Genomic DNA, 25,435 nt, shown 5'->3' on the forward strand with positions numbered 1-25,435 from the left:
TCCGGACGGCGGTGCGCAGGGGCATCGGGACTTTCCCCCAAACCGCCCGTTCCCACGCTCCACGCATGGCCACCCGCACGCGCCGCCCGCCCGCCGCCGCCTCGCCCTGGACGAAGCCGGACCAGCGCGGCCGGCAGCGCGAGCTGAAACGCCAGGCGGTGCTGCAGACGGCGGCGCGGCTGTTCAACGAGCGGGGCTTCCACGCCACCTCGCTGGACGACATCGCCCGCCAGCTGCACGTCACAAAACCCACGCTCTACTACTACGTCAAGAGCAAGGACGACATCCTGCTCGAATGCGTGCGCGCCGCGCTGGGCATGATGAAGGAGGGCATCGACGCCGTGCGCGAGAGCGGCGGCCGCGCGCTGGACCAGCTCGTGGCCTGCATGCGCATCTACGTCGACATCGTGATGCAGGATTTCGGCATGTGCGTGATCCGCAACGGCGAGGACCCGCTGCCGCCGCCGCTGAAGAAGGAGCTGCGGCGCCTCAAGGCCGGCGTCGACCACGAGTTCCGCCGCCTGATCGCCGCCGGCGTGGAGGAGGGCAGCCTGGCGCCCTGCGACCCGAAGATGGCCGCCTTCATGATCGGCGGCGCGTTGAGCTGGGTCGGCCGCTGGTACCGTCCCGACGGCGAACTCGACCCGCAGCAGATCGCCGAGCAGGCCGTGGCGCTGCTGCTGGGCGGCGTGCTGGCGCCGGCGCAGCGGCGCGCAGCGGCGCGCCAGCGCAAGAAGACCCAGGAGATTCCCGCATGAATTCGGATTCCGCCACCCCCACGCTCGTCGTCGGCCGCGAAGGCGCCGTCGCCACGATCGCCTTCAACCGCCCGCAGGCGCTCAACGCCATCGACGTGCCGATGGCGCAGGGCTTCCTGGCCGCGGTGAAGGGCATCGCCGCCGACCGCGGCGTGCGCGCCGTGCTGATGCGCGGCGAGGGCAAGGGCTTCATGGCCGGCGGCGACCTGGCGCTGCTGGGCGCCGACCCGCAGGGCGGCGCGGCGGCGCTGATCGGCCCGCTGCACGAGGCGCTGGTGGTGCTGGCCGGCATCGACGCGCCGGTGGTGGCGCAGGTGCACGGCGTGGCGGCCGGCGCGGGCCTGTCGCTGATGCTGCAGGCCGACTTCGTGCTGGCGGCCGAGGGCACGCGCTTCAACCTGGCCTACGTGAACATCGGCACGAGCTGCGACGTCGGCGCCTCCTGGGCGCTGCCGCGCCGCGTGGGCCTGCGCCGCGCGCTGGAGATCGCCCTGCTGGGCGACACGCTGGAGGCCGCCGATGCCGAGCGGATCGGCCTGGTCAACCGCGTGCTGCCGGCCGGGGCGCTGCCGGCCGAGGCGATGGCCCTGGCGCAGCGGCTGGCGGCCGGGCCCACCGTGGCGCTGGGGCAGTTGCGCCGTCTCATGCGCGCCAGCCTGGAGCGCGATTTGGCGGCACAGTTGGATGCCGAGGCGGCCGCTTTCCAGACCTGCGCCGCGAGCGCAGACTTCCGCCTTGGCGTCGACGCCTTCTTCGCCAAGGCGAAGCCCGCCTTCACCGGCCGCTGAACCCCGCTTTTTTCACTCTCGAGGACTGCACCATGACCCAACGCGACATCTTCGTCGTCGGCACCGCCCGCACCGCCATCGGCACCTTCGGCGGCTCGCTCAAGGACGTGCCCAACACCCAGCTGGCCACCACCGCCGTCAAGGCCGCCCTCACGCGCAGCGGCGTGGCGCCCGACGCGGTCGGCCACGTGGTGATGGGCAACGTGATCCCCACCGACACCAAGGACGCCTACCTCAGCCGCGTGGCCGCCATCGACGCCGGCTGCCCGATCGAGACGCCGGCCTTCAACGTCAACCGCCTGTGCGGCTCGGGCCTGCAGGCCATCGTGTCGGCGGCGCAGGCGATCGCGCTGGGCGACTGCGACATCGCCATCGGCGGCGGCTCGGAGTCGATGAGCCGCGGCCCCTACTTCGACACCTCTGCCCGCTACGGCGCCCGCATGGGCGACGCCACGCTGGTGGACTACATGCTGGGCATCCTGCACGACCCGTGGCAGAAGATCCACATGGGCATCACCGCCGAGAACGTGGCCGAGCGCCACGGCATCACGCGCGAGGAGCAGGACGCGCTGGCCGCGCTGAGCCACCAGCGCGCGGCGGCCGCCATCGCCGCCGGCCGCTTCAAGGAGCAGATCGTCCCGGTCGAGATCAAGACGCGCAAGGGCGTGGTGGTGTTCGACACCGACGAGCACGTGAAGGCGAGCACGACCGTCGAGGTGCTGGCGGGCATGAAGCCGGCCTTCAAGAAGGAGGGCGGCACGGTGACGGCCGGCAACGCCTCGGGCATCAACGACGGCGCGGGCGCCGTGGTGCTGGCCGAGGGCGGGCGTGTCAAGGCGCTGGGCCTGAAGCCGCTGGCGCGGCTGGTGGGCTACGCGCACGCCGGCGTGGAGCCGGCCTACATGGGCATCGGTCCGGTGCCGGCCACGCGCAAGGTGCTGGAGCGCACCGGCCTGAAGATCGGCGACCTGGACGTGATCGAGGCCAACGAGGCCTTCGCCGCGCAGGCCTGCGCGGTGGCGAAGGAACTGGACTTCGACCCGGCCAAGGTCAATCCCAACGGCTCGGGCATCTCGCTGGGCCACCCGGTGGGCGCGACGGGCGCGATCATCACCACCAAGGCCATCGCCGAACTGCACCGCGTGCAGGGCCGCTACGCCCTGGTGACGATGTGCATCGGCGGCGGGCAGGGCATCGCAGCGATCTTCGAACGGGTCTGACGCGGCATGGCCTCGCGCCCGCTGCAGGTCGACGAGCGCGAGGTCGTGTTCACGGCGATCCGCGCCCAGGGTGCGGGCGGCCAGAACGTCAACAAGGTGTCGAGCGCGGTACACCTGCGCTTCGACGTCGGCGCCAGCTCGCTGCCCGAGGACGTGAAGGCGCGGCTGCTGGCGCTGCACGACGCCCGGCTCACGCAGGACGGCGTGATCGTCATCAAGGCGCAGCAGCACCGTACGCAGGAGCTGAACCGCGCCGACGCGCTGGCGCGGCTGCAGGCGCTGGTCGACCGCGTGGCCTCGCCGCCGCGCGTGCGCCGCGCCACGCGGCCGACGCGGGCCTCGGTGCGGCGGCGGCTCGAAGGCAAGAGCCAGCGCGCCGAGGTCAAGCGCCTGCGCGGCGCGGTGCGCGACTAGGCGGTCGTCACGCCGCCTGCACCTCGATGCGGCGCGGCCGCGCGTGCTCGGCCTTCGGGATGCGCAGCTGCAGCACGCCCTGGTTCAGGTTGGCCTCGATGCGCTGCGTGTCCAGCTCCTTGCTCAGCGTGAAGACGCGGCGGTAGCGGTTGAGGCCCACCTCGGCGTGCGAGGCCTGCATGCCTTCCGGCAACTGCAGCGTGACCTCGCCCTCGATGGCGAGCTGGTCGCCGTCCACCTGCAGGTTCAGGCCCTCGCGGGTCACGCCCGGCAGGTCGGCCCACAGGGTGATGGCGCCGGCGTCCTCCACCACGTCCACGGGCGGCAGCAGCGCGGGCTGCGCCTCGCGGCCGGCGGCGTCGCGGGCGGCTGGGGCGTTCGGGGTGTTGGGGGTGTTGTTCATCGTCGGTCCTCCTTCATTGCACGGTGATGCGGCGCGGCTGCGCCGAGGCGCGGCGCTGCACGCTGACGCGCAGCACGCCGTCGCGGTAGCCGGCCGTGACGGCATCGGGGTCGGCGTCATCGGGCAGGCTCACGGTGCGGCGGAACTCGCCGGCGAAGCGCTCGTTGATGTGCACGACCGGCCGCTCCTTCGCCTCGCCGCCGTTGCCGGAGGGCAGGGACGAGGCCCGGCGGCCCGACAGGCTGAGCACGCCGCGGTCGATCTGCACGTCGATCGAGGCCGGGTCCAGCCCCGGCGCGAAGGCGTACAGCTCGATGGACTGCGGCGTGGCGCCCACGTTCAGCGCCGGAAAGCCGCCGCGGCCGATGCCGCGGATGGTGGGGGACAGGTCGAACGCCTGCTGCACGTCGCGCTGCAGGCGATCCAGCTCGGCGAACAGGTCGCGCGGAAACAGGGATCGGTACATGGCGAAAACCTCCTTGCAAAGATGCGTTGCAGGAAGCCGCCGGAAGCGGTGCCGCAGGCGACTTCCTGCTGGCGCACATAGGGTGTCCGAACCCCCTTTCAAGAGGGGGCGGAGGCCGCGCGGAAGGTCAGGCGCCGGCGGGCGGCTGCGGCGCCTGCAGCGCTGCCAGCGCCTCGGCGTCCGTGCGGTAGGTGAACAGCATCGGCCCCGGCGCGAGCAGTCCGGCGCGCTCCAGCACCTGCAAGGCCGGCAGCTTCAGGCCGCTCAGGTGCAGGCGCACGCCCTTGCTCTCCAGCAGGCGGCGGATGCTGCCGAACACCTCGGCGCCGGTCAGGTCCACGCGGTTGATGGGGTGGGCGAAGAGGCACACGTCCTTGAGCCCGGGCCGCTCGGCCAGCACGGTGCTGATGGCGCGCTCCAGCGTGCTGGCGGTGGCGAAGTCGAGCTCGGCGTCCATGCGCAGCGCGTAGAGGTCCGGCGCCAGCGGCGGGAGCTGCCACAGGTGGCGGTCGCGCAGGCTGCCGTCGGGGTGCAGGCCCACCTCGATGATGCGCGGGTGCAGGTGGCGGTACATGTAGTGCGCCAGCGCTGCCAGCAGCCCGCCCAGCACGCCCCAGTAGATGGACGGCGAGGTGGCGATGGTCAGCACGAAGGTGCCGAAGGCGATGGCCGCCTCGATGCGCGAGATGCGCCACAGCGCGACGAAGGCCGACGGCTTGAGCAGCCCGATGGTGGCCGACGCCACGATGGCCGCCAGCACCGCCTGCGGCACGTTGTACAGCAGGGGCATCGCCCACAGCAGTGCGGCCGCCACCACCACCACGTTGAACAGGGTGGCCCACTGCGTCTGCGCGCCGGCGTACAGCGTGATGGCCGAGCGCGAGAAGGACGAACTCGTCGGGAAGGAGCCCGAGAAGCCGGAGGCGATCTTGGCCAGGCCCTGGCCGATCAGGTCCTGGTTCTCGTTCCACAGCGTGCCGGCGCGGGCGTTGTCCACCTTGGCGCTGGAGGCCGTCTCCAGGAAGCTCACCAGCGTGACCAGGAAGGCCGGCAGGATCAGCGCGCCCAGTTCGTGCCAGCTCAGGAGGCCGGGCAGGTAGAAGGAGGGCAGGCCGGAGGGCAGCGCACCCACCACCGCCCCACCGCCGAGCGCGTAGCCGATCAGCCAGCTGATGAAGGCGCTGAGCGCCACCAGCGCCATGGTGGTCGGAAAGCGCGGCGTGAAGCGCTTGCCCAGCCAGAGCATCGCCATGCCGCCCAGGCCGAAGCCGATGGCGATGAAGTCCGGCGGCGGCCCCTGCAGCGCCTGCCAGAAGCTGCGGCCGGTGAAGCCCAGCAGGGCCGGCAGCTGCGACAGCGTGATGAGCACCGCCGCGCCCTGAGTGAAGCCCATCAGCACCGGCGAGTTGACCAGCCGCAGCAGCCAGCCGAAGCGCGCCGCGCCCAGCACCACCTGCATCAGCCCCGACAGCAGCGCCAGCCACACGGCCAGCGACACCCATTCGCGGCTGCCGGGCACCGCCAGCGGCGCCAGCGCGGCGCCGATCAGGATGCTCGACAGCGCCGTCGGCCCCACCGACAGGCGGGCCGAGGAACTGAACAGCACCGCCACCAGCGCCGGCCACAGCGCCGCGTAGATGCCGGTGGCCAGCGGCATGCCGGCCAGCGAGGCGTAGGCCACGCCCTGCGGGATGACCATCAGCGCGACGGTGATGCCGGCCAGCGCTTCGTTGATGAGCAGCGGACGGTCGGGCCGGGGCCAGGCGAGGAAGGGCAGCCAGTGCGCGAGGCGTTCGCGGCGGCTGGCTGGTGTGGCAGGAGCTGGATTCATGGCTGGGTGCGCCCGGCGGGCGGGCGCGGCGGACGCTTGTTGTGATGGGCCTCGGAGCGCCCGCCATTGTCCGGGATGCCGGGGCCGGCCTCCCGGCAGGGGTCAGAGCAGCGAGGTCGCGTTCTTCAGCACGTAGTCGCAGGCCTTCTCCTTGAGCTTGGAGGAGAGGTTCTTCATGTTGAGCGACTTGCCGTTCTCGCCCTGCAGCAGCCCCTTGGCGCCGTTGGCGAAGCCGGTCTGCTGCGGCTTCTGGCCGGTGACCATGCCCAGCAGCCTGTCCTTGACCGAATTGGCGCTGGCGGCGCTGAGGTAGTTGTTCTTGACGCAGTACTGGATCACGCCGGCCGCGTTGCCCAGCGTGCTGTTGCCCATGGCCGGCATCGACAGGCCGAGGCCGCTGGCCAGTGCGGCCGCGCCGCCGCCGGAGGCGGAACCGGCATCGGCCTGGCCGGAACTGCCCAGTTGTTCCTTCATCGCGTCGAGGTACTTGTTGGCGTGGGCAGCGCCGCCCGCGGCGAGCAGGGCCGCGCACAGCGCGGCGGCGGGGAGGGAACGATGCATGGCGGATCTCCTTGAAGGTACGGCGATGCCCGGACGATAGCCGCTGGCGCCGCGGCAGGCGTTACGGTTTCTTCCTGTGCTGGAAGGCGGTGGGCGACTTGCCCGTCGCCTGCTTGAACATGGCGCAGAAGGCGCTGTCGGTGGCGTAGCCGCTGGCGGCGGCCACCTGGCTCACCGCCATGCCGCGCGCCAGCAGCGGCAGCGCATGGGCCAGCACGGCCTGCTGGCGCCACTGCTGCCAGCTCATGCCCATCTGGTCGCGGAACAGGCGCGCCACGGTGCGCTCGCTGGCGCCGATGGCGGCGGCGCGTTCGGCCAGCGTGGCGCGGCCGGCCGGGTTGCGCAGCAGCGTCTCGCACAACTGGCGCAGGCGCTTGTCGGCCGGCAGCGGCACGTCGATGCGGATCTGCGTGGCGCGCTCCAGCTCGTCCACCAGCAGCGGGGCGATCCAGCGCTCGCGCTGGGCGGCGTGCGGGTCGGCCGGCGGCAGGCCGTCGGGCGTGGTGTCCAGCGCCAGCATCAGGGCGCGCAGCAGCGGGCTGATCTCCAGCACCTCGCAGCGCTCCCAGTGCGGCCCCAGCCAGGGATGCAGGTAGACGGTGCGCAGCTCGGCGTATTCCATCAGGCTGATGCTGTGCGGCACGTCGGCCGGCACCCACACGGCGCGCGAGGGCGGCACGATGTAGCTGCCGTCGGTGGTCGACAGGCGGATCACGCCGCGGGTGGAGAAGGTGAGCTGCGGCCAGGGATGCTGGTGCAGCTCGACCTGCGTGTCGGCCTGGAGGAAGTGCTCCTTGGCGCGCAGGGGCCGCACCGCATCGGGGGCATACAGATGGGGCGTGAGCGGACCCACGCTGTGGACGGCGCTTGTCATGTTTCCGACAAATGTTGTCGCTGTATCGCCATTCTGCCGCGAAAGCAGCCCCTAGCATCCAGGGCTGCCCGAGCGCATTGTTTCCAGATCTGTCATGTCCGCCTCCAACCCCGCTTCCTCCGCCACCCCGCCTTCGCTGGGCTCCGACGCCAAGCTGATCGGCCTCGTCGGCCTGGCCCACGCCATCAGCCACTTCAGCCAGCTCATCCTGGCGCCGCTGTTCCCCTGGCTGAAGGACGCCTTCGGCGTGAGCTACACCGAGCTGGGCGCGGTGCTGACGGTGTTCTTCGTCGTCTCCTGCGCGGTGCAGGCGGCGTCCGGCTTCGTGGTCGACAAGCTCGGGCCGCGGCCGGTGCTGTTCGTCGGGCTGGGCTGCCTGGGGCTGGCCGCCTTCGTCTATGCAGCGGCGCCGAACTACTGGGTGCTGCTGGCCGGCGCCGTGCTCGCGGGCGTGGGCAACGGCGTGTTCCACCCGGTGGACTACACCCTGTTCAACCGCAAGGTGGCGCCCACGCGGCTGGGCCACGCCTACAGCGTGCACGGCATCACCGGCAGCCTGGGCTGGGCGCTGGCGCCGGCCTTCGTGGTACCGATCGCCATGGGCTGGGGCTGGCGCGTGGCGCTGGCCGCGGCCGGCGTGCTGGCGCTGGTGGTGCTCGCCGTGCTGTGGTTCAACCGCGGCGTGCTGGCGCTGGACGTGAAGGCCGTGCACAAGGCCACAGGCCAGGGCGACGGCGCGCCGGCCGCCGGCACCTTCGACTTCCTGCGCATCCCGGCGGTGTGGATGTGCTTCGGCTTCTTCTTCTTCTACGCGATGGTCATCAGCATCGTGCAGACCTTCGCGCCGGCGGCGGCCGGCCAGTTGCACGCGGTGCCGGTGGCGCTGGTGGCGATCTGCCTGACGGTGTACATGGTCGCCAGCTCGGTGGGCATGGTGGCGGGCGGTTTCCTGGCCGCCGACCCGTCGCGCTGCGAGCGCATCGTGGGCATCGGCTTCGGTGTCGCGGCGGTGTTCGCGCTGGTGATGGCGCTGGCCGACTTCCCGCCGGTGGTGGTGCCGGTGCTGTTCGGCGCCATGGGCTTCGCCTCGGGCATCGCGGGCCCCTCGCGCGACCTGCTGGTCAAGCGCTCCACGCCGGCCAACGCCAGCGGACGCGTCTACGGCGTGGTCTACGCCGGGCTGGACATCGGCCAGGCCGTGGCGCCGCTGATCTTCGGCCCGCTGATGGACCACGGCCGCTACGGCGCGGTCATCCTCGGCCTGGCGCTGGTGCAGGCGGTGCTGATCGTCAGCGCCTTCAACGTGCGCCGCGTGCGGCGCGAGGCGCTGCCGCTGCCGGCCTCCGCTTGAGCGACGGCCTGTCCCTGTACCTGCTCGTGGCGCTGGGCGCCGGCATCGCCGGCTTCGTCCAGGGCCTGTCGGGCTTCGCCTTCGGGCTCACGGCCATGTCGATCTGGGCCTGGTCGGTGGAGCCGCGGCTGGCGGCGGTGCTCGCCACCTTCGGCGCGCTCACCGGGCAGGTGATCGCCGCCGTGACCGTGCGGCGCGGCTTCGACATGCGTGCGCTGCTGCCCTTCGTGATCGGCGGGCTGGTCGGCGTGCCGCTGGGCGTGTGGCTGCTGCCGCACCTGGACGCCGTGCTGTTCAAGGCCTGCCTGGGCGCGCTGCTGGTGCCCTGGTGCCTGGCCATGCTGTTCGCCCGCAGCCTGCCGCGCGTGCGCTGGGGCGGCCGGCCGGCCGACGCCGTGTCGGGCCTGCTGGGCGGCGTGTGCGGCGGGGTGGGGGGCTTCACCGGGCCGATCCCCACGCTGTGGTGCACGCTGCGCGGTCTGGAGCGCGACGCGCAGCGCGCCATCATCCAGAACTTCAACCTCTCGATGCTCGCCGTGGCCTTCACCCTGCAGATCGGCGCCGGCCACGTGCCGGCGGCCATGCTGCCGATGCTGGCCATCGTCGCCGTGTGCGTGCTGGTGCCGGTGCTGCTGGGCGCGAGGCTGTACGTGGGCCTGAGCGAGCTGGCCTTCCGCCACGTGGTGCTGAGCCTGCTGACCGTCTCGGGCGTGGTGCTGCTGGTCTCGTCGGTGCCCGCGCTGCTGCAGCGCGGCTGAGCCGCACGCCGCACAATCCGCGGCATGACCGCGACGCAGTACTGGCTGATGAAGTCCGAGCCCGACGAGTGCTCGATCGACGATGCGCTGGCCGCCCCCGGCCGCACGGTGCCCTGGACCGGCGTGCGCAACTACCAGGCGCGCAACTTCATGCGCGATGCGATGCGCGTGGGCGACGGCGTGCTGTTCTACCACTCGAGTTGCCCCGAGCCCGGCATCGCCGGCATCGCGCGGGTGGCTTCCGGCGTGCGCCCGGACCCGACGCAGTTCGATCCCGCCTCGCCCTACCACGATGCGGCCTCCAGGTCCGATGCCCCGCGCTGGCTGCTGGTGGACGTGCAGGCCCTGCGCAAGACGCGCCTGCTCGGCCTGCCCGAACTGCGCACGGTGCCCGAGCTGGCCGGCATGCGCCTGCTGCAGCGGGGCAACCGGCTGTCGATCACGCCGGTGACGCCCGGGGAGTGGCGGGTGATCGAGCGGCTGCTGGCGGCATGAAATGAAACACCCCCCAAGCGGCTTCGCCGCTCCCCCTCTCTCGCCTTCGGCGGGAGGGGGCGCACCCGGCGGCCTGGCCAAGCCAGTTCCGCGGGTGCCCTTGCATGGTCTGCTTCGCGGCCTTCGGAGCGGAGAAGGGCGTTCTGTTTTGTAGGCTGCGGGTGGCGCGCAGCGCAATGGATAACTGACGTTAAAAAGGACGAAGGAGATTCCCATGGCGGACAAGAAGGCCATCCTGGTCATCGGCGCCGGCGACGCCACCGGCGGCGCCATCGCCCAGCGCTTCGCGCGCGAGGGCTACGTGGCGTGCGTGACGCGGCGCAGCGCCGACAAGCTCCAGCCCCTGGTCGACCGGATCCGCGCCGCGGGCGGCGAGGCGCACGGCTTCGGCTCGGATGCGCGCAAGGAAGAGGAGATGGTGGCCCTGGTGCAGAAGATCGAGGCCGAGATCGCGCCGATCGAGGTGGCGGTCTTCAACATCGGCGCCAACGTCCGCTTCGGCATCGCCGAGACGACGGCGCGGGTGTACTACAAGGTCTGGGAGATGGCCTGCTTCGCCGGCTTCCTGATGGGGCGCGAGGCCGCCAAGGCGATGCTCCCGCGGGGCCGCGGCACGATCATCTTCACCGGCGCGACGGCCAGCCTGCGCGGGCGCGAGGGCTTCGCGGCCTTCGCCGGCGCCAAGCACGGGCTGCGCGCGCTGGCGCAGAGCATGGCCCGGGAGCTCTGGCCCAAGGGCATCCACGTGGCGCACCCGATCGTCGACGGCGCCATCGACACCGAGTTCATCCGCAGCAACTTCCCCGAGCGCTATGCCACCCGGGCGCAGGGCGGCATCGTCGACCCGGCGCACATCGCCGAGCTGTACTGGCAGTTGCACATGCAGCCGCGCGATGCGTGGACCCACGAGACGGAAGTGCGTCCGTGGATGGAGGCGTGGTGAGCACAAGCGCCCTTCAGGCCGCCGGCAGCACCTCCAGCACCTTCTCCTTCGGCCGGCACAGCCGCGTGCCCAGCGGCGTGACGACGACCGGGCGTTCCATCAGGACCGGGTGCGCCACCATGAAGTCGAGCAGCTGCGCGTCGGTCCACTTGGGGTCGTCCAGGCCCAGTTCCTCGTAGGGCGGGGCCTTCCGGCGCAGCAGGTCGCGCACGGAGCCGCCCATGGCGGCGACCAGCTCGGCCAGGCGCTCGCGGCCCGGCGGGGTCTTCAGGTACTCGACGACGGTCGGCTCGATGCCGCGCTCGTGCAGCATGGCGAGCACGTTGCGCGAAGTGCTGCAGCCGGGGTTGTGATAGATGACGTAGTCGGATGAGGGCATGCGCCGATGATAGGCAGCGCAGCGCCATACTCGCGCCCATGCTGCGCCGATTCGCCGTCTTCCTTCCGTTCGCCTGCGCTGCGGCGGCCGCGGCCGCGCAGTGGGTGGAGGAGGTGCCCTTCATCACCACGCCCGACCACGTCACGCTCGGCATGCTGGAGCTGGCGGGCGTGGGCCCCCGGGATCACCTGATCGACCTGGGCTCGGGCGACGGCCGCATCGTCATCACGGCGGCGCGGCGCTTCGGCGCCAGCGGCCTGGGCGTGGAGATCGTGCCGGAACTGGTGCAGCGCAGCCGTGCGCATGCGCAGCAGGCGGGCGTGGCGGACCGGGTCGCGTTCCGCACCGAGGACCTGTTCCAGACCGACCTGTCGCGCGCCACGGTGGTCACCATGTACCTGCTGCCGGAGATCAACCTGCAACTGCGGCCGCGCCTGCTGGCGCTGGCGCCGGGCACGCGCATCGTCTCGCACGACTGGGACCTGGGCGACTGGCGGCCGGACCGGACGGCCACGCTGCCCGTGCCCGACAAGGCGGTGGGCCGGGAAAAGCTCAGCCGCGTGCACCTGTGGCGGGTGCCGGCGCCGGTGGACGGCCTGTGGTGCGCCGGGCCGGTGGCGTTGCGCATCGCACAGCGCTTCCAGCACTACCGCGCGCAGATCGAGGGGCCGGTGCCGCACCGGTGGGAGGGGCGCATCCATGGCGCGCAACTGCCGCCGCCGGTGGGCGGGCCGCCACGTCCGGGCCTGCGCTGGCGCGAAGGCGTGCTGGAGGTGGCGCAGGGCGCGCCCGGCGTGGCGCCGGGCAGCCGCTTCACGCAGGCCGAAGCCGCGGCCTGCCCGGCGGGCTGAGCGCTGCTGCGGTTCAGTCGTCTTCCCAGCCGGGCGAGAAGGGAAAGCGCTCGGCCCAGAACGCGGCCAGGGCCGGCAGCGCATCGACGCGGCGCACGGCGCCGGCCATGAAGGGCGCCTCGGCATAGAAGCGGCGCCGCTTGGGCGTCCAGCGCGAGGCGACGGCGACGTACAGGTCCAGCAGGCTCGGGCGCTCGCCGAGCAGCCAGGGCCGCTCCGGCGAGCCCAGCGGGCGGATGCCCGCGTCCATCAGGCGCCAGCATTCGGCGATGCGCTCGGCCGAGCGCTCCAGCAGCACCGCCTGCGCGGCGGCGTCGGCGGTCAGGCGGCCGGGCGCGTCGCGCACCCAGAACAGCGCATAGATCTGCGTGGCGACGTAGCTCATCCAGCGCAGGTACTGGCCGCGCAGCGGGTCGGCTGGCAGGGGCGCCAGGCCGGCCTCGGGGTGCCGGTCGCCCAGCCAGACCAGGATGGCGGCGCTTTCGGTGAGCAGTTCACCCTCGGGCGTGACCAGGGCCGGCACCTGGCGTGCCGGGTTGACCTGCCCGGCGCGCTCGCGCTCGGCTTCGCCTTCCCAGGGCGCGATGTCCACCGTGCGCACCGGCAGGCCGATCAGCGTCATCGCCGCATGGATGGGGGTGGCGCCCGAACCGGGCGCGCCGTAGAGGGTGTAGGGGGTGGATGCGTCCTGTGCCATCGGGCCAGTGTCGCGGCCGGGCAGGCGGGCGGCAAGGGCCTGCCGCGCCTGCGTCGCGGCGCGCTCAGGCCGCGATCAGCGCATCCACCCGCGCCAGCCCCTCGATGGTCTTCACGCAGGCCTCGGCCGCCTCGGTGCCCTTCACGGCGAAATGCCGCTGGAAGTACTTGCGGTGCTCGATGTGCTCGTGGAAGTGGTGCGGCGTGAGCACGGCCGAGATCATCGGCACGCCGGTCTCCAACTGCAGCGCCATCAGCGAGCTGACGACGGTGTTGGCGACGAACTCGTGGCGGTAGATGCCGCCGTCCACCACCAGCGCGCAGCACACCACCGCGGCGTAGCGGCCCGAGAGGGCGAGGCGCTTGGCGTGCAGCGGGATCTCGAAGGCGCCGGGCACGTCGAGCACGTCGATGCGCTCGCGCGGCACGCCCAGGCGCGCCATCTCCTCGAGGAAGGCGTCGCGCGCCTGGTGGACGATCTCCGCATGCCACTGGGCTTCGACCAGCGCGATGCGCTGGTTGCCGCCCGCCGCAAAGGAGGAGAGAGGAAGGTCGTTGAGCTGACTCATGGTTTGCCTTGGTAGGAAGGGTTGCCTGAATCAGGGCGCACGAAAGAACGGCTGCACCGCACGCGCGCGCAAGGGAGCGCGGGCGGGTCGCCGCATTTCGCGCTCTCTTTCATCCGGACTGTGACCGTCGGCCCCGGGATCGCACCGGGTCTGCTGACACCGCACCTCGTTGCGAGGCATGGCCGCTCGCGGGCTCGTGCGGCTGCCCTTGCGAGGCGCCGCCATCACCGCCGGTGGGGAATTGCACCCCGCCCTGAGAACGCTTGCGGCCCCGCTGGAGTCGGGGCCGCCGGGGGATTCTAGACAGCCGCGGGAAACCGCGCTGTCACTCGGGCGGCTGCGTCAGCGCCTGGGCCGCGGCGCTGCGGCCGCGCTCGCTGTACACCATGTACAGGCCCGAGCCCACCAGCAGCGCGATGCCGGCCCAGGCCCAGGCGTTGGGCACGTGGCCCCACACGCCGTAGCCCAGCAGCACGGCGAACAGCAGCGAGCTGTAGCGGAAAGGCGCGGTCAGCGAGATCTCCGCCAGCCGCAGGCTGCCGATGAGCAGCAGGTAGGCCGAGGTCAGCAGCGAAGCGGCCGCCGCGAGCAGCGCCAGGTGCCACCACGCCACCGGCCGCCAGCCCTGCCACAGCAGCATCGCGCCGCCGATGAGGCCCAGCGCCACGGCGCTGGACAGCGCGATGACCAGCGAGGGCACGGCGGGGTCGATGCGCCGCGTGAGCAGGTCGCGCACCGCGTGCAGCAGCGTGCCGGTCACGCACAGCAGCGCCCAGGCGTTGAAGCCGTCGCCGGTGGGCTGCACCACGGCCAGCACGCCGGCGAAGCCCAGGCCCACCGCCGACCAGCGCGCGGCCGAGGCGCGCTCGCCCAGCAGCAGCACGGCCAGCACCGTCATGAACACCGGCGCCGCCAGGTTGATGGCGGTGGCGTTGGCCAGCGGGAGGTGGAACAGCGACAGCAGGTACATCGAGGTGCCGAAGGCGTCGGCCACGCTGCGCCACAGCACGCGCGGGCCGCGCGCCAGGCCGAGCTGCCGCGTGGCGCCGGTGTGCCGGGCGACCAGCAGGATCAGCGCCGCGGCGATCAGGCTGCGCAGCAGGATGACCTGGCCCGAGGGCAGCGACTGGCTGACGAACTTGACCAGCGCGTCGTTGGTGGCGAAGCAGGCGGAGGCACCCACCATCAGCACGATGGCGCGGCGGGCGGGGGAGCGGGGGGTGGGGGAGGAGGTCGGCATGGGCAGCAGCAAGCGCGCGAGGGTAGCGCGGCGGCGCTGCCCGCGCCGCCGCGGGGCTACACCGCGCTGCGGTGGCGCTCGATGCAGGTCGCGAGCGTCTCCTCGCCGCTGCGCTGCCACCAGTCCTGCGCGGAGAAGATTTCGACCTCGCTGAAGCCGGCGAAGCCGGCGTCTTCCACCCAGCCGCGGATCTTCTTCAGTTCGATCACGCCGTCGCCCATCATGCCCCGGTCGTTGAGCAGGTCGCGCGTGGGCGCGAGCCAGTCGCAGACGTGGTAGGCGAGCAGGCGCTCCCGGCCGGCGCGTTCGGTCTGCTGGCGAAGCTTCGGGTCCCACCACACGTGGTAGACGTCCAGCGCCACGCCCAGCATGCCGCTGCGGGCCGGGTCCAGCTCGTCGCACAGGTCGAGCGCATGCTCCAGCGTGTTGATGCAGGCGCGGTCGGCCGCCTGCATGGGGTGCAGCGGCTCGATGGCCAGCGGCATGCCGACCTCGCGCGCGTACGCCAGCGAGGCGGCGATGCCGTCGCGCACCTCGCCGCGCGCGCGGGCGATGTCCTTGTAGGCCGGCCTGCCTTCCAGCGCGCCGGGCAGGGCGCCGACCACCAGCACCAGGCAGGGGGCGTCGAGCGTCTTCGCCTCGTCGATGGCGCGGCGGTTGTCGTCCAGCGCGGCTTTCAGGCCGGCCGCGTCGGCGGCCGGGAAGAAGCCGCCGCGGCAGTAGCCGGAGAGCGCCATGCCGTGCGCCTTCAACTGCCGCGCCACGGCGTCGAGGCCGGCCGCCGCCACCTGGTCGCGCCAGGGGCTGATGGCGCGCACGCCCTGCGCCGCGCACTGGTCGATGATCTTCGCGAGCGGCACTTCCGCGCCGTGCTGCCGGCGCAGCGTGGCGGTGTTGACGGAGAGCCAGCCGTGGTCGGCGGAGAAGTCGCGCATGTCAGTGCCCGTCCGGCCGCCCGAAGGGCACTGAGCGCCCCCTCGGGGGGCAGCGATACACGAAGTGATGAGCGTGGGGGTTCATGTCATTCCACGCCGTAGGTGGCCAGCAGCGTCTTCATGCGCTGCACCGCGAGTTCGGGCCGCTCCAGCAGGTCGGCCGCGTCGGCCAGGCGGAACAGCTCGGCCAGGTGCTGCAGCGAGCGCGTGCTCTGCTGGCCGCCCACCATCGTGAAGTGCGACTGGTGCCCGTTGAGCCAGGCCATGAAGACCACGCCCGTCTTGTAGAAGCGCGTGGGCGCCTGGAAGATGTGGCGCGACAGCGGCACGGTGGGGCCGAGGATGGCGTGGAAGCGCTCCACGTTGCCGGCCGCCAGCTCGCCCAGCGCCGCGCTGGCCGCCGGCGCGATGGCGTCGAAGATGCCCAGCAGCGCGTCGCTCCTGCCGTGCGTCGGCTCGCTGCCGAAGCCGTCGCCGGCGATCAGCTCGGCGTAGTTGAAGTCGTCGCCGGTGTACATGCGCACGCCCGGCGGCAGGCGCCGGCGCATGGCGATCTCCTTGTCCTTGTCGAGCAGCGAGATCTTGATGCCGTCCACCTTGGCGGCATGCGCGGCGATGATGCCCAGCGCCGTGTCCATCGCGGCGTCCAGGTCCTGCGTGCCCCAGTAGCCGGCCAGCGCCGGGTCGAACATGTCGCCCAGCCAGTGCAGCACCACCGGCTGCTTCGCCTGGCTCAGCACGCGGCCGTAGACGCGCTCGTAGTCGGCCGGGCCGGTCGCCACGCGCGCCAGGGCGCGGCTGGCCATCACGATGAGCTTGCCGCCCAGCGCCTCGATGGCCTCCATCTGCTCCTCGTAGCCGCGGATCACGTCGTCGACGCTCTTCACGGCGTCGATGTCGAGGTGGTCGGTGCCGCAGCCGCTGGCGACAAAGGCGCCGGGCACGTCCTTCGCGGCGTCGAGCGAGCGGCGGATCAGCTCCAGCGAGGTCTTCCAGTCCAGGCCCATGCCGCGCTGCGCGGTGTCCATCGCCTCGGCCACGCCCAGGCCCAGCGACCACAGGTGGCGGCGGTAGGCGATGGTGGCGTCCCAGTCCACCGCGGCCGTGAGCCAGGGGTCGACGGCGGCCAGCGGGTCGGCCACGACGTGCGCGGCCGAGTAGGCGATGCGGTCGAACTTCACGCCCGCGGGCGGCTTCACCGGCACGCTGCCGCGCAGCGTGTAGGTCTCGATCGCGCGGGCGGCCGTGGGCAGTCGCAGGGTCAGTGCCATGGCGTGCTCCGCGGCGTCAGACGGCCAGCGCCGGCACGTCGATCCAGCGCCGCTCGCCCCAGCTCTGCAGCGCGGCCTCGACCAGCTGCACGCCCTTGGCACCCTCGGGCAGCGTCCACTTGTAGGGGGCGTCCTCCACCACGTGGCGGATGAAGTGCTCCCACTGGATCTTGAAGCCGTTGTCGTAGACCTGCGAGTCCGGAATCTCCTGCCACTGGTCGAAGAAGTTCATCGTCTGCTTGATGTCCGGGTTCCACACCGGCCGCGGCGTCGCCACGCGCGACTGGGCGCGGCACTCCTGCAGCCCGGCCACGGCCGAACCGTCGGTGCCGTCGACGTGGAAGGTCACCAGGTCGTCGCGCCGCACGCGCGTGACCCAGCTCATGTTGATCTGCGCGATCACCGGCTCGCCGTTGTGGCCGGTCAGTTCGCAGGTGGCGTAGGCGGCGTCGTCGGCGGTGGCCTCGTAGGGCTGGTCGTTCTCGTCCCAGCGCTTCGGGATGTGGGTGGCGCCCAGGCAGCTCACCGACTTCACCTCGCCGAACAGGTTGTCCAGCACGTAGCGCCAGTGGCACATCATGTCCAGGATCATCCCGCCGCCGTCTTCCTTGCGGTAGTTCCAGCTCGGGCGCTGGATGGGTTGCAGGTCGCCCTCGAACACCCAGTAGCCGAACTCCAGGCGCACGCTGAGCATGCGGCCGAAGAAGCCGGCGCGGCGCAGCATGTCGAGCTTGCGCAGGCCGGGCAGGAAGAGCTTGTCCTGCACGGCGCCGTGCTTCAGCCCTCTGGTCCTGCCGGCCTCCTCGGCCAGCCGGGCGATCTCCACCGCCTCGTTCAGGTTGGTGGCGATGGGCTTCTCGCAGTAGACGTGCTTGCCGGCGCGGATCGCCTTGGCCAGCAGGGTGGGGCGCATCTGCGTGGTGCCGGCGTCGAAGAAGACGGTGTCGTCGGGGTTGGCCAGGGCCGCGTCCAGATCGGTGCCCCAGCGCGCGATGCCGTGCGCCTTGGCCAGCGCCTCGATCTTCTCGGCGTTGCGGCCGATCAGGATCGGGTCGGGCATCACCTTGTCTCCGTTCGAGAGCGTCACGCCGCCCTGGGCGCGGATCGCCACGATGGAGCGGATCAGGTGCTGGTTCATGCCCATGCGTCCGGTGACGCCGTGCATGATCAGGCCGAGTCGTTGGGTTGCCATGTCTTTTGCCTCAGGGATGAAGGGTGGGGAAGAAAAGCGTCATTGCGCGGGCGAGAGGCCGGCCGCCTTCACCAGCGCGGCGTTGCTCTTGATCTCGCCCTTGATGTAGGCGTCGAACTGCTCCGGCTTGAGCGTCCAGGCGTCGGCGCCCAGCTTCAGGAAGCGCTCCTTGACCTCCGGCGTCGCCAGGGCCTTGACCACCTCGTCGTGCAGGCGGTCGACGATGGCGCGCGGCGTCTTGGCCGGGGCCATCATGCCGATCCAGAAGTTGAACTCCGAGCCGGGCACGCCGGCTTCGGCCGTGGTCGGCACGTCGGGCAGGGCGGCGGCGCGCCGGGGCGAGCCCACAGCCAGCGCGAGCAGCTGGCCCTCGCGGATCTGGCCGATCACCGGCGCGATGGGCGAGAAGTAGTAGTCCACCCGGCCCGCGAGCACCTCGCTCACGGCTTCGCCGGAGCCCTTGAACGGGATGTTGGTCGCGGCTATCTTCGCGGCCATCTTGAACTTCTCGGCGTTCAGGTGCGTGGCGCTGCCCTGGCCGGCGGAGGCGAAGTTCATCTTGCCCGGCTCGGCCTTCGCCTTCGCCACCAGTTCCTGCACCGACTTGACGCCCTTGGCCGGCGAGATGACCAGCACGTTGGGCGTGGTGCTGATGGGCGTGACGGGCGCGAAGTCGGCCAGCGTGTCGAAGGGCAGCTTGGCGAAAGTGGACGGACTCACCGTGTGCGAGGACGAGTGAATCATGATCGTGTAGCCGTCGGGCGCGGCCGAGGCCACCACCTGCTGGCCGATGGTGCCGCTGGCGCCGCCGCGGTTGTCCACCACCAGCGTCTGGCCCATGCTCTGGCCCATCTTGTCGGCGATGGCGCGCGCAATGATGTCGGTGGTGCTGCCGGCCGCGAAAGGCACGACGACGCGGATGGGCTTGTTGGGGTAGCCGTCCTGCGCCTGGGCAGGGGCGGCGAGGGCGAGCGCGGCCAGTGCGGGAAGGAAGATGGCGAGTTTCACGGTTGTCTCCGGGTGCCTGGGTTAATTAACTATTTGGTGAATTGAGGGTGATTCTAGGGGTGATGCATGGGTGGCTTCAAGCCTCTCCATGGTGAGGCGTCTGATGGTTTCCCCCAATAAATGAAGGGGTCGGCGCGAAGTTGGCGTGCCGTGAGGCTCGTGAGGCAGCCGGGGTGCGCTGGATCGGTTGCCCGGAAATTAACTATTTGGTGACTTATTGCGGCACAGCCATCAGCTGCAGCGTGTCCCACAGCGGATGGGCGGCCGAGGCGAAGCCGGCGGCGGCATGGAGGCTGCGCAGGCTGATCTGTCCGCCCTGGATGTGCAGGCGCGGCCGGCCGGGCGGCTGGTACAGGTCGGCATGGGCGGCGGCGAAGGCTTGCGCCTCCGCTGGCGGCGCCGTGCCGAAGCCGTCGACGTAGTGGTGGCCGTTGCGCTCCACGTGCGCGAGCCCGAGCAGGCTGACCAGCGCCAGGTCCTGCTGCACGGCCAGGCCGGCCTGCGTGGTCAGGTCTTCCGCCGACATGAAGTAGACGGCCTCGCGGCCCTCGCGCAGGGCCTGCTCGTTGAGCTGCCGGCAGCGCGCCGCGTTGAGCACCGAGCGGTAGATGCCCTTGCACGCCTTGCTGGAGACGCCCGTGTAGCCGCAGGCCAGTGCGCGCGGAAAAGCGTCCAGCGTGGCGTCGGACTCGTCGATCAGCACCGGCCGCATCGCGGCCAGCGGGCGCACGTCGCTGTCCAGCGCGATGGCGCGAGGCAGCGGCTGCTCGATGTAGAGCGTGGCCTGCGCGAGCCGGCGCAGGGCGGGCGTGCGCTCCACCTGCTGCCAGAAGGCAGCGGCCGACGCGGCGTCGGCGAACTGCTCGTTGCCGTCCAGCGTGACCTGGTAGTCGGGCAGGCTGTCGTCCAGCACCTGCGCGATGCGCGTGAGGCGCGCGATGTCGGCCTCGGCATCGCCGGCGACCTTGAGCTTGAAGTGGCGGCAGCCGGTGGCCGCCACCACGTCCTCCAGGCTCTCGGGCAGGCCGTCGTCCAGCCGCTGCGCGATGTCGGCGCCGGTGATCGGGTCCAGCATGCCGACCGTGTGCCGCAGCGCGATGGCGGGCGACGGCGCGAGGCTCGCCAGGAAGGCGTCGATGTCGAAGCCGGCGAGGTCGCCCGTCAGGCGCGCGTCGATGCCCGGCAGGTTGCGCTGCATCGCCTCGTGGAAGGGCAGGCCCTGCGCGCGGCACAGCGCGTCCAGCAGGGCCTTGTCGATCAGGGCGGGGCCGAAGCAGGCGATCAGCGGGTTCAGGCCCTGCCGCGCGGCGGCGTCGATCTGCGGCTGGTAGTGCGTCGCGAAATGGCCGAAGGCATCGCGTTCGGCCGCCGCGCCCAGGTAGGCGTCGCGCGCCAGGCGCAGCGAGGCGCGCAACTGCTCGAAGTTGTCCTCGTTGCTCAGGGCCAGGTTCTTGTCGAACCACTTGGGGGCCAGCAGTTCGGCGGCGGCGCCCTCGGCCTCGCGTCCGTCGGCGGTGGCGATGCGCACCCGCGCGAAGGCCTGCGGGCAGGCCGTCAGCGTGACGACGCCGAAGCGGAAGGGCAGGCGCATGCGCACGCCGCGTTCGTAGAGCTGGATGTCGGTGATGCGGAAGGGAACGGACATGGCGGCGAGAGGGATGGCTTCAGCAGTCGAGCGCCTCGCGCAGCCCGCGCAGGTAGCCCGCGGCGAAGGCCGCCGCGCCCGGCCCGTCGGGCACGTAGTCGAAGGGCTCGACGCCGATGGCGCCCGCATAGGCATGGCGCTTGAGCGCGGCGAGGATCGGCGCGAAGCGCATCTCGCCCTGGCCGGGCGCGCGGCGGTTGGGGTCGTTGACCTGCACGTGGCCGATCAGGCCGGTGGGCAGCCAGCGGTCGATCAGCTCGGGCACCGGCGCCGATTCGGCCAGGCCCGCGGCGCTGCAGTCGAGCATGGTGCGCAGGGCGGGTTCGTTCATCGCGCGCACCAGGCCGGCCGCCTCCTCGATGGTGTTGACCACCTCTGTCTCGTGCCGCGACAGCGGCTCGATGCAGTAGACCAGCCCGTGCGCCGCGGCCGCGCGGGCGGCGCGCGCCAGCCCTTCCTGCAGCCGGCCCAGGGCGGTGGCCTTGTCTTCGCCGGGCGCGACGGCGCGCTGCCTGGGCGAACCGTGCACCAGCACGGCGCCGCCGAGTTCGGCGCACAGCCCCACCAGGCGCTCCATCACCTGCAGCGTGCGCTCGCGCAGCGCGGCGTCGGGATCGGTCAGCGACAGGCCCTCGGGCCGCACCAGCAGCCAGTGCAGCCCGGTGACCACCAGGCCGAAGGACTCGACCGTGGCCCGGATGCGCGCCGCCTGCGCCGTGGTGATGCGCTCGGGCGCGTCGTCCAGCGTGAAGGGCGCGATCTCCAGGCCGTCATAGCCCAGGGCCGCCGCGTACTCGCACTGGCGCTCCAGCGGCAGCGCCGCCAGCACCTCGTTGCACAGGCCGATCCTCATCAGGTGCCCGCCTTGCGGCCGAACAACGCGGCGATGCGCCCGCCGATGGCGCCGGTGAAGGACTTCACCGCGGCCTTGAACGAGGGCAGGTACATCAGCAGCGTGAAGACGGTCACCGCAGCGAACACGATGCAGATGGGGCGCGTGAAGAAGGGCGCGATGCTGCCGTCGGACAGCACCAGCCCGCGGCGCAGGCTCTTGTCGAGCAGGTGGCCCAGCACCAGGCCCAGCACCAGCGGCGCCATCTCGTAGCCGCGGCGGCGCAGGAAGAAGGCGCCGATGCCGATCGCCAGCATCACGTACACGTCGAACAGGCGCGAGGCGGTGGCGAAGGCGCCCACCGTACACAGCACGAAGACGATCGGCATGAGGATGCCGCGGCGCACCTTCAGCACGTGCAGCAGCGGCCGCACGCCGAACAGGCCGAACAGCAGGATGGTGATGGAGGCCAGCGTGGTCATGGCGACCACGTGGTAGATGAAGTGCGGGTTCTGGATCATCAGCATCGGCCCGGGCTGCACGCCGTGGATGATCATGGCCGCCATCAGCACCGCCGAGGGCGCCGAGCCGGGGATGCCCAGGGCCAGCGAGGGAATGATGTGGCCGGGAATGGAGGACATGTCGCCCGTCTCGGCCGCCATCAGCCCGTCGATGGAGCCCTTGCCGAACTGCTCCTTCTCCTTGCTCACGGCCTTGGCCGCGGCATAGGACATCCAGGCGCCGGCGTCCTCGCCCACGCCGGGCAGCAGGCCCGTCGCCACGCCGATGATGCCCGAGCGCAGCACCGTCCAGCGGTACTGGATCACCTCGCGCCAGCGCGGCAGCACCGAGTCCTTCATGTCGATGATCTTGCGCTCGATCGGGTCGGCCAGCGTGGTCAGCACCTCCGCCAGGCCGAAGGCGCCGACCAGCGCCGGGATCAGGCCGATGCCGCCGGCCAGTTCGTCCCAGCCGAAGGTGAAGCGGTCGTAGGCGTAGAGGCTTTCCTGGCCGACCTGTGCCAGCAGCAGGCCGAGCAGGCCCATGAGCCAGCCCTTGATCGGGTCGTCGCCCACGATGCTGCCCGACATGGTCACGCCGAACAGGGCGAGCCAGAAGAACTCGAAGGCGCCGAACTTGAGCGCCACTTCGGCCAGCAGCGGCGTGAACAGCGCCAGGCAGACCACGCCGATCAGCGTGCTGACGAAGGCCCCGCTGGTGGCGATGCCGATGGCGCGCCCGGCCTGGCCCTGCAGCGCCAGCGCGTGGCCGTCGGCGCAGGAGGCGGCGTTGGCGGCCGTGCCGGGGATGTTCAGCAGGATGGCCGTGCGCGAGCCGCCGTACAGCGCGCCCACGTAGGAGCAGATCAGCACCAGGATGGCGTCGTTGGGGCTGAGCTTGATGGTCAGCGTGGTCAGCAGCGCGATGGCCAGCGTGGCCGACAGCCCCGGCAGGATGCCCATCACGATGCCCACGAAGGCGCCGCCCAGCCCGTAGAGCAGCGTCATCGGGTTGAGAAAGCTCAGATAGGCTTGGCCGAGGTCGGTGAGGCCCTGCAACATGAGTCAGCTCTGAAAGAAAGGAAGGAGATTGCCGCCCGACGGCGGGCGGCGAGTGGCGTCAGGGGAGACGCACGAGGAAGACCTGCTCGAAGACCAGCGAGATGACGAGGGACACGCCGACGCCGATGGCCAGGGCCTTGGCCCACGCGCGCAACCCCAGCCGCCGCTCGGCCTCGTCCAGGCTCAGCCGCTGGAACAGCAGGATGGACGCGGTGACGTAGATGGCCGAGGCGAGCCAGAACGGCAGGCCGTGCCCCACCAGCACCACCGAGTAGCCCGTACACAGGACGATCGTCAGGCCGACGCGGCGGCGCTGCTGCGCCCGCATCGGATCGGCGGCATGCGCCTTCGGCCGGAGGGCGCCGCGGCGCCAGCTGCGCACGGCCATGGCGGCGCCCAGCAGGATCAGCGCGATCCCCAGCAGGCCCGGCAGCAGGCCGGGCACCGTGTAGGGGTTGATGTCCTGGCTTTCCAGCCGATCCATCGTGATGGAGGCGATCAGCGTGGCCACGCCGAGCGCGGTCCAGCCGATCGCGTCCTTGAAGTCGGCGCGCGGCGAGGCGGCTTCCTCGCCGTGCGCTTGCGTGCCAGCCTCGTCGGAGGAACTCATCACCGGCGCGTCAGGGCTTGGGGATGCCGACCGTGTCCGGCGAGACCTTCGCCTTGCCGGCCGCGAACAGGTTCCAGGCGTTGGCCTGCACCGCGGGTGCCACGGCCTTCTGTGCGGCGTCGCCGGAGAGCGGATCGAACAGCGCGCCGCGGCTCAGGGCGTACTTCTTCAGCGCCTCGCTCTTGGGGATGCTCTCGGTCCAGATCTTCTGCACCGTCTGCACCACCTCGTCCGGCACGCCCTTGGGGATGAAGATGCCGAAGTAGTTGGGCGGCGCGGTGAAGCCGGGCACGCTGTTCGACAGCGGCGGGATGGTGCCGTAGCCGTCGATCTCCAGCGGCTTGCTGCTCACCGTGGCCAGGGCGCGCAGGCGCTTGCCGCGCAGCATGTCGGCCTGCTCCACCGCCAGCTGGGTCGTCACCTCCGTCTCGCCCGCCACCGTGGCCACCACGGCGGGGTTGCCGCCGTCATAGGCCACCTCGCGGTACTTCACGCCGGTGGCCTTGGTGATGAAGTCCATCGCGTTGTGGCCGGCCGAGGTGACGCCGGCGGTCGCCACCGAAATCTGTCCCGGCTTGGCCTTCATGGCGTCGATCAGGTCCTTGGCCGTCTTGTAGGGCGTGGAAGGGTTGACGCCGATCACCTGGATGTTCGCCACCGAGAGGAACAGGTGCCAGTCGCTCATGCGCGTCTTGAGCGAGCCCAGCGTCTCGTAGGCGCCCAGATCCTGCGCGGCGCCTGCCGTCCAGGTGTAGCCGTCCTTGGGCGCGTCCAGCGCGCTCTTGGTGCCGATGGCGCCCGATGCGCCGGGCTGGTTGACGATCACGATCGTCTGGCCCAGCGCCTTCTCCAGCTCGACGGCGGCGACGCGCGTGACCTGGTCGGTGGAGCCTCCGGCGGCCCACGGCACGATCAGGTTGATGGGGCGCGAAGGCTTCCACTGCGCGAACGCGCAGGAGGCTGCCAGCGACAGGGCGGTGAACAGGGCGGTCCGGCGGGCCAGGCCTGCGAGCGAAGACACGGTCATGTGGAAATCCCTCGTGTTGCAATTAACTAACGAGTGAATTGTGGTGTCTTCGGGAAAGAAAGGTCAACGCGTCGGCGGCCTCAATCTTTCAGGACATACCCTAGGATGACGTCGCACATGTGCGAGAGCCGTTCGGCGCGCGCCTTGTGCGACATCAGGTCGCGCCCGAAGATCGCCGACAGCGTGTGGTTGTTGGACAGGTAGAAGTAGGCGATGCCGGCGATCGAGATGTAGAGCTGCACCGGGTCGATGCCGCCGCGGAACACACCCTCTCGGCGGCCGTGCTCGAGGATGTCGCCCAGCGTCTGGACCAGCGGCGAGTTCATCTCCTGCACGCGCTGCGATTTCTCCAGGTGCCGCGCCAGGTGCAGGTTGGCGCTGTTCAGCAGCGTGATGAACTCGGGGTGCGCCAGGTAGTACTCCCACGTGAACTCGGTGAGCCGGCGCACCGCAGCGGCCGGCTCCATCTCCAGCAGGCGCAGTTGCTTCTCGGCGTTGCGGATGTCGGCGTAGGCCTGTTCCAGCACCGCCAGGAACAGGTCGTCCTTGCTGCCGAAGTAGTAGTAGATGAGGCGCTTGTTGATCTCGGCGCGCTCGGCGATGCGGTCGACGCGCGCGCCCGCCAGCCCGAAGGACGCGAACTCCTCGCGCGCGGCCAGCAGGATGGCGGCCTGCGAGCGCTCGGCGTCGCGCAGACGGGGTTCGGTGGCGATGGGAGGGGCGCTCATGCTGTTTTATTCACTGTACGGTTAATTG

27 protein-coding genes, 1 pseudogene and 1 riboswitch are annotated in these 25,435 nt (G+C 71.4%); of the genes and pseudogenes, 9 read left to right on the forward strand and 19 right to left on the reverse strand.

Annotation, left to right across the window (positions count from 1 at the left end; translation table 11 throughout):
* Positions 1–65: 65 nt before the first annotated feature.
* From Q392_RS02970 to arfB, 4 genes are read left to right on the forward strand one after another with little or no spacing between them, the layout of a single operon-like run.
* Positions 66–758 carry a TetR/AcrR family transcriptional regulator gene (locus Q392_RS02970; RefSeq protein WP_051952815.1) on the forward strand — a complete coding sequence of 231 codons (693 nt, stop codon included), beginning with the start codon at positions 66–68 and terminating at the stop codon, positions 756–758.
* Positions 755–1,546 carry an enoyl-CoA hydratase/isomerase family protein gene (locus Q392_RS02975; protein ID WP_038201085.1) on the forward strand — a complete coding sequence of 264 codons (792 nt, stop codon included), beginning with the start codon at positions 755–757 and terminating at the stop codon, positions 1,544–1,546. Before Q392_RS02970 ends, Q392_RS02975 begins: the two co-directional genes overlap by 4 nt.
* 32 nt (positions 1,547–1,578) lie before the next feature.
* Complete coding sequence (locus Q392_RS02980) at positions 1,579–2,766, forward strand: acetyl-CoA C-acyltransferase family protein (RefSeq protein WP_038201088.1); 1,188 nt, start codon at positions 1,579–1,581, stop codon at positions 2,764–2,766.
* A 6-nt stretch (positions 2,767–2,772) separates the two neighbouring features.
* Positions 2,773–3,180, forward strand: coding sequence for an alternative ribosome rescue aminoacyl-tRNA hydrolase ArfB (arfB, locus tag Q392_RS02985; RefSeq protein WP_038201091.1), 408 nt, complete (start codon positions 2,773–2,775; stop codon positions 3,178–3,180).
* 7 nt (positions 3,181–3,187) lie between these two features.
* Here the strand turns inward: arfB and Q392_RS02990 are convergent, their stop codons facing one another.
* From Q392_RS02990 to Q392_RS03010, 5 genes are all read right to left on the reverse strand, one after another.
* Positions 3,188–3,583, reverse strand: coding sequence for an Hsp20/alpha crystallin family protein (locus tag Q392_RS02990; RefSeq protein WP_038201094.1), 396 nt, complete (start codon positions 3,581–3,583; stop codon positions 3,188–3,190).
* A gap of 13 nt (positions 3,584–3,596) precedes the next feature.
* Complete coding sequence (locus Q392_RS02995; protein ID WP_038201096.1) at positions 3,597–4,049, reverse strand: Hsp20/alpha crystallin family protein; 453 nt, start codon at positions 4,047–4,049, stop codon at positions 3,597–3,599.
* 127 nt (positions 4,050–4,176) lie between these two features.
* Positions 4,177–5,880 (reverse strand): SulP family inorganic anion transporter, encoded by a 1,704-nt coding sequence (locus Q392_RS03000; protein ID WP_051952817.1) that lies wholly within the window; start codon positions 5,878–5,880, stop codon positions 4,177–4,179.
* A 102-nt stretch (positions 5,881–5,982) separates the two neighbouring features.
* Positions 5,983–6,441, reverse strand: a complete 459-nt coding sequence (locus Q392_RS03005; protein ID WP_038201097.1) for a DUF2501 domain-containing protein — start codon at positions 6,439–6,441, stop codon at positions 5,983–5,985.
* A gap of 61 nt (positions 6,442–6,502) precedes the next feature.
* Entirely contained in the window at positions 6,503–7,315 is an 813-nt protein-coding gene (locus Q392_RS03010; protein ID WP_038201099.1) for an AraC family transcriptional regulator, read from the reverse strand.
* Between the two features lie 94 nt (positions 7,316–7,409).
* On the opposite strand from Q392_RS03010, the gene Q392_RS03015 reads away from it, so the two are divergent.
* The 4 genes from Q392_RS03015 to Q392_RS03030 all read left to right on the forward strand — a co-directional run bounded on the left by Q392_RS03015 (position 7,410) and on the right by Q392_RS03030 (position 10,862).
* On the forward strand, positions 7,410–8,666 hold the full coding sequence (locus Q392_RS03015; RefSeq protein WP_038201101.1) for an MFS transporter: 1,257 nt from the start codon (positions 7,410–7,412) through the stop codon (positions 8,664–8,666).
* Positions 8,663–9,424, forward strand: a complete 762-nt coding sequence (locus Q392_RS03020; RefSeq protein WP_211260194.1) for a sulfite exporter TauE/SafE family protein — start codon at positions 8,663–8,665, stop codon at positions 9,422–9,424. The genes Q392_RS03015 and Q392_RS03020 overlap by 4 nt, the downstream gene beginning before the upstream one ends.
* A 24-nt stretch (positions 9,425–9,448) precedes the next feature.
* Positions 9,449–9,919 (forward strand): EVE domain-containing protein, encoded by a 471-nt coding sequence (locus Q392_RS03025; protein ID WP_038201103.1) that lies wholly within the window; start codon positions 9,449–9,451, stop codon positions 9,917–9,919.
* Between the two features lie 214 nt (positions 9,920–10,133).
* The gene (locus tag Q392_RS03030; protein ID WP_038201106.1) at positions 10,134–10,862 is read left to right on the forward strand and encodes an SDR family oxidoreductase; all 729 of its coding nucleotides are present in this window, start codon (positions 10,134–10,136) and stop codon (positions 10,860–10,862) included.
* Between the two features lie 22 nt (positions 10,863–10,884).
* Here Q392_RS03030 and arsC read toward each other — a convergent pair.
* Positions 10,885–11,241, reverse strand: a pseudogene (gene arsC / locus Q392_RS03035) (arsenate reductase (glutaredoxin)); the annotation flags it as partial.
* 38 nt (positions 11,242–11,279) lie between these two features.
* Between arsC and Q392_RS32620 the strand changes: the two are divergent.
* On the forward strand, positions 11,280–12,092 hold the full coding sequence (locus Q392_RS32620; RefSeq protein ID WP_051952819.1) for an SAM-dependent methyltransferase: 813 nt from the start codon (positions 11,280–11,282) through the stop codon (positions 12,090–12,092).
* A 13-nt stretch (positions 12,093–12,105) separates the two neighbouring features.
* On the opposite strand, the gene Q392_RS03045 is transcribed toward Q392_RS32620, so the two are convergent.
* The 13 genes from Q392_RS03045 to Q392_RS03105 form a co-directional block, all read right to left on the reverse strand.
* Positions 12,106–12,789 (reverse strand): glutathione S-transferase family protein, encoded by a 684-nt coding sequence (locus Q392_RS03045; RefSeq protein WP_038201107.1) that lies wholly within the window; start codon positions 12,787–12,789, stop codon positions 12,106–12,108.
* Between the two features lie 64 nt (positions 12,790–12,853).
* Positions 12,854–13,357, reverse strand: a complete 504-nt coding sequence (locus Q392_RS03050) for a 6,7-dimethyl-8-ribityllumazine synthase (protein ID WP_038201109.1) — start codon at positions 13,355–13,357, stop codon at positions 12,854–12,856.
* 97 nt (positions 13,358–13,454) lie between these two features.
* A riboswitch (FMN riboswitch) is annotated at positions 13,455–13,622 on the reverse strand.
* Positions 13,623–13,682: 60 nt separating this feature from the next.
* Entirely contained in the window at positions 13,683–14,597 is a 915-nt protein-coding gene (locus tag Q392_RS03055) for a DMT family transporter (protein WP_038201744.1), read from the reverse strand.
* A 56-nt stretch (positions 14,598–14,653) separates the two neighbouring features.
* A complete protein-coding gene (locus tag Q392_RS03060) occupies positions 14,654–15,532 on the reverse strand; it encodes a sugar phosphate isomerase/epimerase family protein (protein ID WP_038201112.1) in 879 nt (292 codons plus the stop codon).
* Positions 15,533–15,618: 86 nt separating this feature from the next.
* The gene (locus Q392_RS03065; protein ID WP_038201114.1) at positions 15,619–16,803 is read right to left on the reverse strand and encodes a dihydrodipicolinate synthase family protein; all 1,185 of its coding nucleotides are present in this window, start codon (positions 16,801–16,803) and stop codon (positions 15,619–15,621) included.
* Positions 16,804–16,819: 16 nt separating this feature from the next.
* On the reverse strand, positions 16,820–17,995 hold the full coding sequence (locus Q392_RS03070; protein ID WP_038201117.1) for a Gfo/Idh/MocA family protein: 1,176 nt from the start codon (positions 17,993–17,995) through the stop codon (positions 16,820–16,822).
* A gap of 39 nt (positions 17,996–18,034) precedes the next feature.
* A complete protein-coding gene (locus tag Q392_RS03075) occupies positions 18,035–19,003 on the reverse strand; it encodes a tripartite tricarboxylate transporter substrate binding protein (protein ID WP_038201120.1) in 969 nt (322 codons plus the stop codon).
* Positions 19,004–19,217: 214 nt separating this feature from the next.
* On the reverse strand, positions 19,218–20,648 hold the full coding sequence (locus Q392_RS03080; RefSeq protein ID WP_038201123.1) for an enolase C-terminal domain-like protein: 1,431 nt from the start codon (positions 20,646–20,648) through the stop codon (positions 19,218–19,220).
* A gap of 19 nt (positions 20,649–20,667) precedes the next feature.
* The gene (locus Q392_RS03085) at positions 20,668–21,501 is read right to left on the reverse strand and encodes a sugar phosphate isomerase/epimerase family protein (protein ID WP_038201126.1); all 834 of its coding nucleotides are present in this window, start codon (positions 21,499–21,501) and stop codon (positions 20,668–20,670) included.
* Positions 21,501–23,042, reverse strand: coding sequence for a tripartite tricarboxylate transporter permease (locus tag Q392_RS03090; protein ID WP_084216788.1), 1,542 nt, complete (start codon positions 23,040–23,042; stop codon positions 21,501–21,503). Before Q392_RS03090 ends, Q392_RS03085 begins: the two co-directional genes overlap by 1 nt.
* Before the next feature lie 58 nt (positions 23,043–23,100).
* The gene (locus Q392_RS03095; RefSeq protein ID WP_038201129.1) at positions 23,101–23,652 is read right to left on the reverse strand and encodes a tripartite tricarboxylate transporter TctB family protein; all 552 of its coding nucleotides are present in this window, start codon (positions 23,650–23,652) and stop codon (positions 23,101–23,103) included.
* 10 nt (positions 23,653–23,662) lie between these two features.
* Positions 23,663–24,679 carry a Bug family tripartite tricarboxylate transporter substrate binding protein gene (locus Q392_RS03100; protein WP_038201132.1) on the reverse strand — a complete coding sequence of 339 codons (1,017 nt, stop codon included), beginning with the start codon at positions 24,677–24,679 and terminating at the stop codon, positions 23,663–23,665.
* Between the two features lie 80 nt (positions 24,680–24,759).
* Positions 24,760–25,407, reverse strand: coding sequence for a TetR/AcrR family transcriptional regulator (locus Q392_RS03105; RefSeq protein ID WP_038201135.1), 648 nt, complete (start codon positions 25,405–25,407; stop codon positions 24,760–24,762).
* Between the last annotated feature and the right edge of the window lie 28 nt (positions 25,408–25,435).

It is taken from the genome of Xenophilus azovorans DSM 13620, assembly GCF_000745855.1.
Classification (GTDB): domain Bacteria; phylum Pseudomonadota; class Gammaproteobacteria; order Burkholderiales; family Burkholderiaceae_C; genus Xenophilus; species Xenophilus azovorans.